Here is a 12,893-nt window from a genome sequence, read left to right on the forward strand (position 1 = left end):
GCACGACATGACCGGATACTTCGACTGCACCGACCCCGACGAGCGAGACACCGGGATCGACTCCGCGGTCAGCGCACTCAAGGGCGGCGCACTGGTGGTACTGCCCACCGACACCGTCTACGGCATCGGCGCCAACGCCTTCGACAGCAACGCGGTCGCCGCCCTGCTGGCCGCCAAGGGCCGCGGACGCGACATGCCGGTGCCCGTGCTCGTCGGCTCCTGGCACACGATCGACGGGTTGGTGTACACGGTGCCGCGCACAGCCCGCGAACTCATCCGGGCATTCTGGCCGGGGGCGCTGAGCCTCGTCGTGCGGCAGGCGCCGTCACTGGCCTGGGACCTCGGCGACGCCGACGGCACCGTCATGCTGCGGATGCCGCTGCACCCGGTGGCCATCGAACTGCTGCGCGAGGTCGGCCCGATGGCCGTGTCGAGCGCCAACATCTCCGGCCGGCCCGCCGCCGTGACGGCCGCCGATGCCCAAGCCCAGCTCGGCGACCGGGTGGAGGTGTACCTCGACGCCGGGCCGTCGGCCCAGCAGTCGGCCTCCACCATCGTCGACCTCACCGGCGCCCACCCGCGCATCCTGCGCGTCGGGCCGGTCAGTGCGGAGTCGGTCGCCGAGGTCCTCGGGGTGAACACCGAGAGCCTGCTCACCGAGTGAGCCCGTGCGGTTGCAGTACGGTGGCGCGGTAATGACAGCAGTGCTCGATCATGCGTCGCAGGAACTGCTGGCGCTGTCCGACCGCGGTGCGGGCGTGCCGCTGCGCGAGCTCGCGCTCGTCGGCCTGACCGCCGCCATCATCACCTACTTCGCCACCGGATGGGTGCGCGTGCTGGCCACCCGCCTCGGCGCGGTGGCCGTTCCCCGCCAGCGCGACGTGCACGTGCAGCCGACGCCTCGGATGGGCGGCCTGGCGATGTACGTCGGTGTCGCCGCAGCCGTCCTGCTCGCCTCCCAACTTCCCGCTCTGACGAGGGGATTCGTCTACTCGACCGGCATGCCGGCGGTGGTGGTCGCGGGCGGGCTGATCATGGCGATCGGCCTGATCGACGACCGCTGGGGACTGGACGCGCTGACCAAGTTCGCCGGCCAGATCACCGCCGCCAGCGTGCTCGTCACGATGGGGGTGGCGTGGAGCGTGCTCTACATCCCGATCGGCGGTGTCGGCACCATCGTGCTCGACCAGGTGTCGTCGATCCTGCTCACCCTCGCGCTGACCGTGGCGATCGTCAACGCGATGAACTTCGTCGACGGTCTGGACGGTCTGGCCGCCGGATTGGGCCTGATCACCGCGTCGGCGATCTGCATCTTCTCCGTCGGACTGCTCCGCGATCACGGCGGCGACGTGTTGTTCTACCCGCCGGCAGTCATCTCGGTGGTGCTCGCCGGTGCGTGTCTGGGGTTCCTTCCACACAACTTCCACCGCGCCAAGATCTTCATGGGCGACTCCGGGTCGATGCTGATCGGCCTGATGCTCGCCGCGGCGTCGACCACCGCGGCGGGCCCGATCTCGCAGACCGCCTACGGCGCGCGCGACGTGTTCGCACTGCTGTCGCCGTTCCTGTTGGTGGTCGCGGTGATGCTGGTGCCCGCCCTCGACATGCTGCTGGCGATCATCCGTCGCACCCGGGCGGGGCTCAGCCCCTTCAGCCCCGACAAGATGCATCTGCACCACCGGTTGCTGGAGATCGGCCACTCGCACCGTCGGGTGGTGCTGCTGATCTACCTGTGGGTGGGCATCATCGCGCTGGGCGCCGCGAGCACCATCTTCTTCGATCCGCGATACACCGGCGGCGTGATGCTCGCCGCCATCGCGGTGGCGATCGTGGCGACCCTGATCCCGCTGCTGCGACGCGGGCAGGACCCCGTGGAAGCGGCCGATCCGGCCATGTACGACAAAAAGTAGTAGGCCCGGTTTAGGGCCACCTACCATGTGGTACCTTTCCTCCAGAACCCGAAAGACCTCGCGGGTTGCCGGCCCCCGGGTCGTCGGTTTCACAGCCGGACGACGCGGAAGAACGACCGACAAAGGGAGCTGCCCCTTGGGTGATTCCAGCGAGCTTTTCGCCCTCCGATACGCTCGGCGGGCACGCACAGGAACATCGGGACAACTTCTCAGATTCGCGGGATTGAGGTGAAGTCGTGACGACGCCAGCGCAGGACGCGCCGTTGGTGTTGCCCGCAGTCGCTTTCCGGCCGGTGCGGCTGCTCATCATCTGCGTGGCGCTGGCCGCGCTCGCGACCGGGGCCGCTGCACTGCTCGGTCACCCCATGGTGGGTGCCTTCTTCGCGATCGGCCTCGCGCTCGGTCTCATCAACGCGGTGCTGATCCAGCGGTCGGTGGAGTCCATCACCGCGAAGGACCACCCGCTCAAGCGCAACATGGCGCTGAACTCGGCCACTCGCCTGCTGGTCATGACGGTGATCGGGCTGACCATCGCCTACATCTTCAAGCCCCAGGGACTCGGAGTGGTGTTCGGCATGGCGCTGTTCCAGGTCATCCTGGTGGCCTCGACGGCACTGCCGGTCGTGAAAAAGCTCAAAGCCCAAGCCGCTGACGGACTCGAAGGAGAGACTCCACAGCAATGACGCAGACCATCCTGGCCGCGGAGAGCGGCATTCAGGTCGGCCACCACACCGAGGCCCACTGGTTCGGGCTGACCGTCAACACCGACACGATCCTCTCCACGGCGATCGCCGCAGCCATCGTGCTGGGGCTTGCCTTCTTCCTGCGGGCCAAGGTCACCTCGACCGGCGTGCCCAACGGCGTACAGCTGTTCTGGGAGGCGCTGACCGTCCAGATGCGCAATCAGATCGAGGCCGCCATCGGCATGAAGATCGCACCGTTCGTGCTGCCGCTCGCCGTGACGCTGTTCGCCTTCATCCTGGTCGCCAACTGGTTGTCCGTCCTGCCGGTGCAGTACTCCGACGCGACCGGCGTCCACGAGTTGCTCAAACCGGCGGCGTCGGACATCAACTTCGTGCTGGCGCTGGCGCTGTTCGTCTTCATCGCCTACCACGCGGCCGGCTTCTGGCGCCGTGGCCCGCTCGGCCACCCGAAGAAACTGCTGAAGGGCCACGTCGCGATCCTGGCGCCGATCAACCTGGTCGAGGAATTGGCCAAGCCGATCTCGCTGTCCCTGCGACTCTTCGGCAACATCTTCGCCGGCGGCATCCTGGTCGCCCTGATCGCACTGTTCCCGCCCTGGATCATGTGGGCGCCGAACGCGATCTGGAAGATGTTCGACCTTTTCGTCGGCGCGATCCAGGCCTTCATCTTCGCGCTGCTGACCATCCTGTACTTCAGTCAGTCCATGGAACTCGACGAGGACCATCACTGATCGTCTGATCGACCGCGCCACCGCTTTACCGCACGAGCACGAGCACGACCCACGTCCTGGTAGGCCACTACCAGTTATCAAGGAGGATAAGGAATGGATCCCACTATCGCTGCCGGCGCACTCATCGGCGGTGGACTGATCATGGCCGGCGGCGCCATCGGCGCGGGTATCGGTGACGGTATCGCCGGTAACGCGCTGATCGCCGGAATCGCCCGTCAGCCGGAGGCACAGGGTCGACTCTTCACGCCGTTCTTCATCACGGTGGGTCTGGTCGAGGCCGCGTACTTCATCAACCTGGCGTTCATGGCCCTGTTCGTGTTCGCCACCCCGGTCAAGTAGCCATTCGCGGCATGGGCGACCTGAGCACCGCCATCCTCGCCGCCGAAGAAGGCGGCGGGGGCGGCGGCAACTTCCTCATCCCGAACGGCACGTTCTTCTTCGTGCTGCTCATCTTCCTGATCGTGCTGTTCGTCATCGCCAAGTTCGTGGTGCCACCGATCAGCAAGGTGCTGAACGACCGCGAGGCGATGGTCGCCAAGACCAACGACGACAACCGGAAGTCGGCCGAACTCTTCGCGGCCGCGCAGGCCGATTCCCGCAGAGTGATGGGGAAGGGCCGGCGCGACGCCGCGGCGATCCGCGACGACGCCCGCGGCGAGGGTCGCAAGATCCTCGAGGACATGCGTGGCCGGGCGAGCGCCGAGACGGCGGAAACGCTTTCGCGCGCGAACGACGAACTGTCCGAACAGGGTCGGCAGACCTCGGCCGAACTGCAGTCGTCGATCGAGACGCTGTCGGCGACCCTGGCGAGCCGCGTGCTCGGAGTCGATGTCACCAGCGGGTCCGCAGCGACCAGTCAGGGACGGTAACCACATGTCGACATTCATCGGTCAGCTCATCGGTTTCGTGGTCATCCTCTGGCTGCTCTGGCGTTACGTCGTTCCTCCGGTTCGCCGGATGATGACCACGCAGCAGGAGACGGTGCGCCGGCAGCTGGAGGAGAGCGCGACGGCCTCCAACAAGGTCGATCAGGCCGACTCCCAGCACGCCAAGGCGGTCGAGGAGGCCAAGGCCGACGCGGCCAGGGTGGTCGAGGAGGCCCGCGCCGACGCCGAGAAGATCGCCGAGCAGATGCGGGCCCAGGCCGACAGCGAAGTCGAGCGGATCAAGGTGCAGGGCGCGCAGCAGGTCCAGCTCCTGCGCCAGCAGCTCATCCGCGAGCTGCGACAGCATCTCGGTACCGAATCAGTCGCGCGCGCAAGCGAAATCGTTCGTGAGCACGTGTCCGACGACGGCCGTCAGTCGGCCACCGTCGACCGGTTCCTCGACGAACTCGACGCGATGGCTCCGTCGGAGGCTTCGGTCGACGAAGCCGTCGGCGCACGGCTGCGGGCGACGAGCCGAGAAGCGCTCAACGCAGTGGTGGCCCGTCTCGAGGAACTGACCGACGGCGCCGACGCGGACGGGCTCACCACGCTGGCCGACGATCTGGTCGCCGTGACGAAGCTGCTGCGCACCGAGACTGTGCTGGCCAAACACCTGGCGGAGTCGACGGACGATTCCGAGGGCAGGGCGAATCTGGCGGAGACACTGCTGTCGGGCAAGGTGTCCGACACCGCGCTCGAGGTCGTCAAGACGGCGGCGCTGCAGCGGTGGTCCGACTCGGACGATCTGGTCTTCGCGCTGCGGCATGCCGCCAGGGTCGCGCTGCTGGTGCGCGCCGAGCGCAACGACGAGACCGCCGAGGTCGAGGATCAGCTGTTCCGTTTCAGCCGGATCATCGACGAGGAGTATCAGCTCAGCGCACTGCTGAGCGACTACACCACGCCCGCGGAGGGCAGGATCGCACTGCTCGACTCGGTGCTCGGGAGTTCGGCCGGTGGAGCCAGCGACACCACGAAGGCACTACTCGCCCAGGCCGTCGAACTGCTGACCGGTGAACGCGCCGACGAGGTCGTGCGTGAGCTGGCCGAGCTCGCCGTGGCCCGGCGGGGTGAGGTGGTGGCCCACGTGACCGCCGCCGCCGCGCTCAGCGACAACCAGCGCACCCGGCTCACCGAGGTGCTCAGCCGTATCTACGGTCACCCGGTGTCGATCCAGATGCAGATCGAGCCCGACATCCTGGGCGGACTGCGCATCGCAGTGAACGACGAGGTCATCGACGGCTCGCTGTCGTCGCGGCTCGCCGCGGCCGAGACCCGGTTACCGGGCTGACAACCACACCACAGACCACGAACACAAGAGGCAGGAAGACGAACGCATGGCAGAGTTGACCATCTCGGCTGCTGACATCCAGGGGGCGATCGAGGACTACGTCGCCAACTTCGCCACCGACACCGACCGCGAAGAGATCGGCACCGTGATCGACGCCGGTGACGGTATCGCGCACGTCGAGGGGCTGCCCTCGGTGATGACGCAGGAACTGCTCGAGTTCCCCGGCGGTGTCCTCGGCGTGGCACTCAACCTCGACGAGCACAGCATCGGCGCGGTGATCCTCGGCGATTTCGACAAGATCGAAGAGGGCCAGCAGGTCAAGCGGACCGGCGAGGTGCTGTCGGTACCCGTCGGTGACGGCTTCCTGGGCCGCGTCGTGAACCCGCTGGGCCAGCCGATCGACGGCCGCGGCGAGATCGAGACCACCGAGCGTCGCGCCCTCGAGCTGCAGGCGCCGTCGGTGGTGCAGCGCCAAGGCGTCGGCGAGCCGCTGCAGACCGGCATCAAGGCGATCGACTCGCAGACGCCGATCGGCCGTGGCCAGCGGCAGCTGATCATCGGTGACCGCAAGACCGGCAAGACCGCGGTCTGCGTCGACACCATCCTCAACCAGCGGCAGAACTGGGAGACCGGCGATCCGGATCAGCAGGTGCGCTGCGTCTACGTCGCCGTCGGCCAGAAGGGCACCACGATCGCCAGCGTGCGGCAGACGCTCGAGGACGGCGGTGCGATGGAGTACACCACCATCGTCGCCGCGCCGGCCTCGGACTCGGCCGGCTTCAAGTGGCTAGCGCCGTATGCCGGATCGGCCATCGCGCAGCACTGGATGTACGACGGCAAACACGTGCTGATCGTGTTCGACGACCTGACCAAGCATGCCGAGGCCTACCGCGCCATCTCCCTGCTGCTGCGCCGTCCGCCGGGCCGCGAAGCGTTCCCCGGCGACGTGTTCTACCTGCACTCGCGGCTGCTGGAGCGTTGCGCGAAGCTCTCCGACGAGCTGGGTGGCGGGTCGATGACCGGGCTGCCGCTGATCGAGACCAAGGCCAACGACATCTCGGCCTACATCCCCACCAACGTCATCTCGATCACCGACGGCCAGTGCTTCCTGGAGACCGACCTGTTCAACCAGGGTGTGCGGCCGGCCATCAACGTCGGTGTCTCGGTGTCCCGCGTCGGTGGCGCCGCCCAGATCAAGGCGATGAAGGAGGTGGCCGGTTCGCTGCGCCTCGACCTCTCGCAGTACCGCGAGCTGGAGTCGTTCGCGGCCTTCGCCTCGGATCTGGACGCGACCTCGAAGGCCCAGCTGGACCGCGGCGCCCGGTTGGTGGAGCTGCTCAAGCAGCCGCAGAACAGCCCGATGCCGGTCGAGGAGCAGGTGGTGGCGATCTTCCTCGGCACCCGTGGGCACCTCGACTCGGTGCCGATCGAGGATGTGCAGCGCTTCGAGCAGGAATTCCTCGAGCACGTGAAGTCCTCCAAGGAGGAGATCTTCGACGAGATCCGGGACAGCAAGAAGCTGTCCGACGAGCTCGAGACGAAGCTCGTGGACGCCGTCAACGATTTCAAGAAGGGCTTCGAGAGCTCCACCGGCGAGTCCGTCGTCGCCGACGAGAACGTCGATGCCCTTTCCGACGAGGACCTCGAGAAGGAATCGGTCAAGGTCCGCAAGCCCGCCCCGAAGAAGAAGTAAGGCGTTCATAACCCATGGCTGCCACACTGCGCGAACTGCGCGGCCGCATCCGCTCCGCGGGCTCGATCAAGAAGATCACCAAGGCCCAGGAGCTGATCGCGACCTCGCGTATCGCCAAGGCGCAGGCCCGAGTCCAGGCGGCTCGGCCCTACGACCGCGAGATCACCAACATGCTCACCGAGCTCGCCAGCGCCAGTGCGCTGGACCATCCGTTGCTCGTCGCGCGCGAGAATCCGCGGCGGGCCGGTGTGCTGGTGGTGTCCTCGGACCGGGGGCTGGCCGGGGCCTACAACGCCAACGTGTTCCGGCGTTCCGAGGAGCTGTTCTCGCTGCTGCGCGAGGAGGGCAAGGAGCCCGTCCTCTACACGGTCGGCCGTAAAGCCTTGGGTTACTACAGCTTCCGCAACTGGGACATCGCCGAGTCGTGGAACGGCTTCTCCGAGCGGCCCGACTACTCTCACGCGCAGGAGATCGGGTCCACCCTGGTCGACGCGTTCATGGCGGGTGAGGACGACGAAGGCGACGACGCCGGCGCGGACGGCATCCTCGGTCTGGACGAACTGCACATCGTCTTCACCGAGTTCAAGTCGATGCTGTCGCAGTCGGCGATCGCCCGCCGTATCGCTCCGCTGGTGGTGGAGTACAGCGAGGAGGAGGACAACGAGCCGCACACGCTGTTCTCCTTCGAGCCCGACGCGGAGACGCTGTTCGACGCACTGCTGCCGCGGTACGTGTCCACCCGGATCTTCGCCGCGCTGCTCGAGGCGGCGGCGTCGGAGTCGGCATCGCGCCGGCGTGCGATGAAGTCGGCGACGGACAACGCCGACGATCTGATCAAGGAACTGACGCTCATGGCCAACCGTGAACGGCAGTCCCAGATCACCCAGGAAATCAGCGAAATCGTCGGTGGCGCCAATGCGCTCGCGGACGCCGCCAAGAAGTAAACCCAGGCCCGGAAGCCCAGCGAAGAAGCTAGGAAGCGAAGAAGAGACATGACTGCTACTGCTGAAAAGAAGACCAGCACCGACACCGCCGGTCGCGTGGTACGCATCACCGGGCCCGTCGTCGACGTCGAGTTCCCGCGCGGATCGGTGCCCGAGCTGTTCAACGCGTTGCACGCCGAGATCACCTACGGCGACCTCGCCAAGACGCTGACCCTCGAGGTCGCTCAGCACCTCGGCGACAGCCTGGTGCGCACCATCTCGATGCAGCCCACGGACGGCCTGGTCCGCGGCGTGGAGGTGACCGACACCGGAAAGTCCATCTCCGTGCCGGTCGGTGACGGCGTCAAGGGCCACGTGTTCAACGCGCTCGGTGACTGCCTCGACGAGCCCGGATACGGCGAGGACTTCGACCACTGGTCGATCCACCGCAAGCCGCCGCCGTTCGACGAGCTGGAACCCCGCACCGAGATGCTGGAGACCGGCCTCAAGGTCGTCGACCTGCTGACGCCGTACGTGCGTGGCGGCAAGATCGCCCTGTTCGGCGGTGCCGGCGTCGGCAAGACGGTGCTCATCCAGGAGATGATCAACCGCATCGCCCGCAACTTCGGCGGCACTTCGGTGTTCGCCGGCGTGGGTGAGCGCACCCGTGAGGGCAACGACCTCTGGGTCGAGCTCGCCGATGCCAACGTCCTCAAGGACACCGCGTTGGTGTTCGGTCAGATGGACGAGCCGCCCGGCACGCGTATGCGCGTCGCCCTGTCGGCGCTGACCATGGCCGAGTACTTCCGCGACGAGCAGCAGCAGGACGTGCTGCTCTTCATCGACAACATCTTCCGGTTCACCCAGGCCGGCTCCGAGGTGTCCACGCTGCTCGGCCGTATGCCGTCCGCGGTGGGCTACCAGCCGACCCTGGCCGACGAGATGGGTGAGCTCCAGGAGCGCATCACCTCGACGCGTGGCCGCTCCATCACCTCGATGCAGGCCGTGTACGTGCCCGCCGACGACTACACCGACCCCGCGCCGGCGACCACGTTCGCCCACCTCGACGCCACCACGGAGTTGAGCCGTTCGGTGTTCTCCAAGGGCATCTTCCCGGCGGTGGATCCGCTGGCCTCGAGCTCGACCATCCTCGACCCGTCGGTCGTCGGTGACGAGCACTACCGGGTTGCCCAGGAGGTCATCCGGATCCTGCAGCGCTACAAGGACCTCCAGGACATCATCGCCATCCTCGGCATCGACGAACTCGCCGAGGAGGACAAGCAGCTGGTGCAGCGCGCCCGTCGTATCGAGCGCTTCCTGAGCCAGAACATGATGGCTGCCGAGCAGTTCACCGGCCAGCCCGGTTCGACTGTCGAGCTCAAGGAGACCATCGAGGCGTTCGACAAGCTGTCCAAGGGCGACTTCGACCACCTGCCGGAGCAGGCGTTCTTCCTCATCGGCGGTCTCGAGGATCTGCAGAAGAAGGCGGAGAGCCTCGGCGCCAAGATGGACGACAACGCCAGCGATGGTGCGCCGGTCGAGAGCGATTCGGACAGCAGCGACTCCGATGGCGACTCGGACGGCGGCGACTCGGACAGCGACAGCAAGAAGGACGACGCCAAGAAGGACGACGCCAAGAAGGACGACGCCAAGAAGGGCGGCGACAGCAAGGGCGATGACGCTGACAAGGACGACTAGCGATGGCTGACTCCGAACTGGACGTTGACATCGTCGCCGTCGAGCGGGAGATCTGGTCGGGGAAGGCGACATTCGTCTTCACCCGCACCACCTCCGGTGAGATCGGCATCCTGCCCCGGCACATCCCGTTGGTGGCGCAACTCGTCGACGACGCCATGGTGCGCGTCGAACGCGAGGGCGAAGAGGACCTGCGGGTGGCCGTCGACGGCGGCTTCATGTCGGTCACCGACGAAGGCGTGATCATCCTCGCGGAATCGGCTGAGGTGGAATCCGAGATCAACGCCGAGCAGGCGAAGACCGACGCGGACTCCGACGACGAGGCGACCGCGGCCAGAGGGCGCGCGAGGCTTCGCGCCTTGGGCCAGATCGACTAGATTCCGGCCATGAGCGCGTCCATGTGGATCATGGTTGCGCTCACCGGTGTGCTGGCGTCGGTCGTCGCCGTCCTGTGTTACCGGCTGTGGAAGCTTAGGCAGGTCGGCGGTACCGGCGCGATCCTGCGCGATGTCCCTGCGGTCGGCGGTCACGGCTGGCGGCACGGCGTGATGCGGTACCGCGGTGGGGAAGCCGAGTTCTACCGGCTGTCGAGCCTGCGATGGTGGCCGGACCGGCGGTTGAGCCGCCGTGGCGTGGAGATCGTGTCGCGGCGGGCCCCTCGCGGCGACGAATTCGACATCATGACCGACGAGATCGTCGTGCTCGAACTGCGGGACACCGGAGACGAACGGCAGGGCTACGAGGTGGCATTGGACCGCGGCGCGCTGACGGCGTTCCTGTCCTGGCTGGAGTCCCGGCCGTCCCCACGGGCCAGGCGCCGCAACTACTGACGCGCTAGGTCGCCTTGGTACCTGCCGGGCCGCCGGGCTGCCACAGCACGTCGCCGCCGGGGTTGGCCACCCGCGACAGGATGAACAGCAGGTCCGACAGCCGGTTGAGGTACTTGGCCGGCAGCACGTGGACCGAATCGCCATGCACGTCGACTGCCGTCCACGCCGACCTTTCCGCGCGCCTGGCGACCGTGCGGGCAACGTGCAGCAGCGCCGAGAGCGGCGTACCACCGGGCAGGACAAAGGAATTCAACGCCGGAAGCGGCTCGTTGAACTCGTCGCACCACGTCTCGAGCCGATCGATGTAGCTCTGCGGGACGCGCAGCGGCGGGTGTTCCGGATTGTCGACGACGGGCGTGGAGAGGTCGGCGCCCGCATCGAACAGATCGTTCTGCACCTGCAGCAACACCTCCCGGATACGCGGTTCCGGGTTGCCCAGGGCGATCGCCGTCCCGATCGCGGCGTTCGTCTCGTCGCAGTCGGCGTACGCCACCAGCCGGGGGTCGTTCTTCGCGACCCGGCTGAAATCGCTGAGACCGGTCGTTCCGTCGTCGCCGGTGCGGGTGTAGATACGGGTCAGGTGCACGGCCATGGACAAACCGTACCGGCACGCGGCACCGGGGAGCTCGGCTCGCATTTCTGTTTTAGCCCCGTGCGCTGTTTACACTGACCGGCGTGAGCGAGCGATTCGTGGTGACCGGCGGTAGCCGGTTATCGGGCGAAGTTGCCGTCGGGGGCGCCAAGAACAGTGTGCTCAAGCTGATGGCCGCGTCGCTGTTGGCTGAGGGTACGAGCACGATCACCAACTGCCCCGACATCCTCGACGTTCCGTTGATGGCGGAGGTCCTGCGCGGCCTGGGTGCCACGGTCGAACTGACCGGGGACACCGTTCGGATCACGTCGCCCGACGAACTGAAGTACGACGCCGACTTCGCCGCGGTGCGTCAGTTCCGAGCGTCGGTGTGCGTGCTCGGACCTCTGGTCGGCCGTTGTAAGCGGGCGAAGGTCGCGCTGCCCGGCGGCGACGCGATCGGGTCGCGGCCGTTGGACATGCACCAGGCAGGCCTGCGACAGCTCGGGGCGCGGTGCAACATCGAGCACGGCTGCGTCGTGGCCGAGGCCGATCATCTGCACGGGGCGGAGATCCAGCTCGAGTTCCCGTCGGTGGGCGCCACGGAGAACATCCTGATGGCCGCGGTGCTCGCCGAGGGCGTGACGACGATTCACAACGTGGCTCGCGAACCCGACGTCGTCGACCTCTGCACGATGCTCAACCAGATGGGCGCGCAGGTATCCGGCGCGGGTTCCTCGACGCTGACGATCACCGGTGTCGACCGGCTCTATCCCACCGAGCACCGCGTGATCGGCGACCGCATCGTCGCCGCCACCTGGGGCATCGCGGCGGCGATGACACGCGGCGACATCTCGGTGACCGGGGTGGACCCGCAGCACCTGCAGTTGGTGCTGCACAAGCTGCACGACGCCGGTGCGACCGTGACGCAGCACGACAACGGCTTCCGGGTCGTTCAGTACGAGCGCCCCAGAGCGGTGAACGTCGCGACCCTGCCGTTCCCCGGGTTTCCCACCGACCTGCAACCGATGGCGATCGGGCTGGCGGCGATCGCCGACGGGACGTCGATGATCACGGAGAACGTGTTCGAGGCCCGGTTCCGCTTCGTCGAGGAGATGATCCGGCTCGGCGCCGATGCGCGCACGGACGGTCACCACGCGGTGGTCCGGGGGATACCGCAGCTCTCCAGCGCGCCGGTCTGGTCGTCCGACATCCGGGCCGGTGCCGGACTGGTGCTCGCCGGCCTGGTCGCCGACGGCGACACCGAGGTTCACGACGTGTTCCACATCGACCGCGGCTATCCGCTGTTCGTGGAGAACCTGGTGAGTCTCGGCGCGGAGATCGAACGGGTCTCTTAGCCGCCGCGGCGGTCGGCGCTCCGCCGATTTGCCTTGTGGCCAGCCGATTTTGAGCTCACGGCATCAGCGCGTATGCTTGTGAAACACCGACGGCCCCGGCCGAAAGGCCCGGCGGACGCGGTTTGACCTCTCTGTTCACATGCAGTACAGTGGCAGGGTTGCCCGCGGAGCGGGTGTGTTGTTTGAGAACTCAATAGTGTGTTTGGTGGTTTTTGTTTGTTGTTTTTTGGGGTTGTGTCCGCATTTTCCCGTTTGGGGGTGCAG

14 protein-coding genes are annotated in these 12,893 nt (G+C 67.0%); 13 read left to right on the forward strand and 1 reads right to left on the reverse strand.

Going from position 1 to position 12,893, the window contains the following annotated elements:
- Positions 1-7: 7 nt before the first annotated feature.
- From ACPCHZ_RS21935 to ACPCHZ_RS21990, 12 genes are all read left to right on the forward strand, one after another.
- A complete protein-coding gene (locus ACPCHZ_RS21935) occupies positions 8-664 on the forward strand; it encodes an L-threonylcarbamoyladenylate synthase (protein ID WP_423486659.1) in 657 nt (218 codons plus the stop codon).
- 31 nt (positions 665-695) lie between these two features.
- Positions 696-1,910 (forward strand): glycosyltransferase family 4 protein, encoded by a 1,215-nt coding sequence (locus tag ACPCHZ_RS21940; RefSeq protein ID WP_423486660.1) that lies wholly within the window; start codon positions 696-698, stop codon positions 1,908-1,910.
- A 236-nt stretch (positions 1,911-2,146) separates the two neighbouring features.
- Positions 2,147-2,593 carry an ATP synthase subunit I gene (locus ACPCHZ_RS21945; RefSeq protein WP_423486661.1) on the forward strand — a complete coding sequence of 149 codons (447 nt, stop codon included), beginning with the start codon at positions 2,147-2,149 and terminating at the stop codon, positions 2,591-2,593.
- Positions 2,590-3,345 carry a F0F1 ATP synthase subunit A gene (atpB, locus tag ACPCHZ_RS21950; RefSeq protein ID WP_423486662.1) on the forward strand — a complete coding sequence of 252 codons (756 nt, stop codon included), beginning with the start codon at positions 2,590-2,592 and terminating at the stop codon, positions 3,343-3,345. Before ACPCHZ_RS21945 ends, atpB begins: the two co-directional genes overlap by 4 nt.
- Before the next feature lie 93 nt (positions 3,346-3,438).
- Positions 3,439-3,684 carry a F0F1 ATP synthase subunit C gene (locus tag ACPCHZ_RS21955; protein WP_059158422.1) on the forward strand — a complete coding sequence of 82 codons (246 nt, stop codon included), beginning with the start codon at positions 3,439-3,441 and terminating at the stop codon, positions 3,682-3,684.
- Between the two features lie 11 nt (positions 3,685-3,695).
- Positions 3,696-4,214: a F0F1 ATP synthase subunit B gene (locus ACPCHZ_RS21960; protein WP_423486663.1), complete on the forward strand. Its 519-nt coding sequence runs from the start codon at positions 3,696-3,698 to the stop codon at positions 4,212-4,214.
- A gap of 4 nt (positions 4,215-4,218) precedes the next feature.
- Positions 4,219-5,559, forward strand: coding sequence for a F0F1 ATP synthase subunit B/delta (locus ACPCHZ_RS21965; RefSeq protein ID WP_423486664.1), 1,341 nt, complete (start codon positions 4,219-4,221; stop codon positions 5,557-5,559).
- A gap of 46 nt (positions 5,560-5,605) precedes the next feature.
- On the forward strand, positions 5,606-7,252 hold the full coding sequence (gene atpA, locus ACPCHZ_RS21970) for a F0F1 ATP synthase subunit alpha (protein ID WP_423486665.1): 1,647 nt from the start codon (positions 5,606-5,608) through the stop codon (positions 7,250-7,252).
- 14 nt (positions 7,253-7,266) lie between these two features.
- Positions 7,267-8,196 (forward strand): F0F1 ATP synthase subunit gamma, encoded by a 930-nt coding sequence (locus tag ACPCHZ_RS21975; RefSeq protein ID WP_264014164.1) that lies wholly within the window; start codon positions 7,267-7,269, stop codon positions 8,194-8,196.
- Positions 8,197-8,244: 48 nt separating this feature from the next.
- The gene (gene atpD / locus ACPCHZ_RS21980) at positions 8,245-9,873 is read left to right on the forward strand and encodes a F0F1 ATP synthase subunit beta (RefSeq protein ID WP_423486666.1); all 1,629 of its coding nucleotides are present in this window, start codon (positions 8,245-8,247) and stop codon (positions 9,871-9,873) included.
- Between the two features lie 2 nt (positions 9,874-9,875).
- Complete coding sequence (locus ACPCHZ_RS21985; RefSeq protein ID WP_423486667.1) at positions 9,876-10,247, forward strand: F0F1 ATP synthase subunit epsilon; 372 nt, start codon at positions 9,876-9,878, stop codon at positions 10,245-10,247.
- 9 nt (positions 10,248-10,256) lie between these two features.
- Complete coding sequence (locus ACPCHZ_RS21990) at positions 10,257-10,700, forward strand: DUF2550 domain-containing protein (protein WP_264014166.1); 444 nt, start codon at positions 10,257-10,259, stop codon at positions 10,698-10,700.
- Between the two features lie 4 nt (positions 10,701-10,704).
- Here the strand turns inward: ACPCHZ_RS21990 and ACPCHZ_RS21995 are convergent, their stop codons facing one another.
- Positions 10,705-11,292 (reverse strand): cob(I)yrinic acid a,c-diamide adenosyltransferase, encoded by a 588-nt coding sequence (locus ACPCHZ_RS21995; RefSeq protein WP_423486668.1) that lies wholly within the window; start codon positions 11,290-11,292, stop codon positions 10,705-10,707.
- Positions 11,293-11,375: 83 nt separating this feature from the next.
- Between ACPCHZ_RS21995 and murA the strand changes: the two genes are divergently transcribed.
- A complete protein-coding gene (murA, locus tag ACPCHZ_RS22000) occupies positions 11,376-12,629 on the forward strand; it encodes a UDP-N-acetylglucosamine 1-carboxyvinyltransferase (protein ID WP_364973849.1) in 1,254 nt (417 codons plus the stop codon).
- Positions 12,630-12,893: the final 264 nt, after the last annotated feature.

This window comes from Mycobacterium sp. NPDC050041 (assembly GCF_049541695.1).
GTDB lineage: Bacteria > Actinomycetota > Actinomycetes > Mycobacteriales > Mycobacteriaceae > Mycobacterium.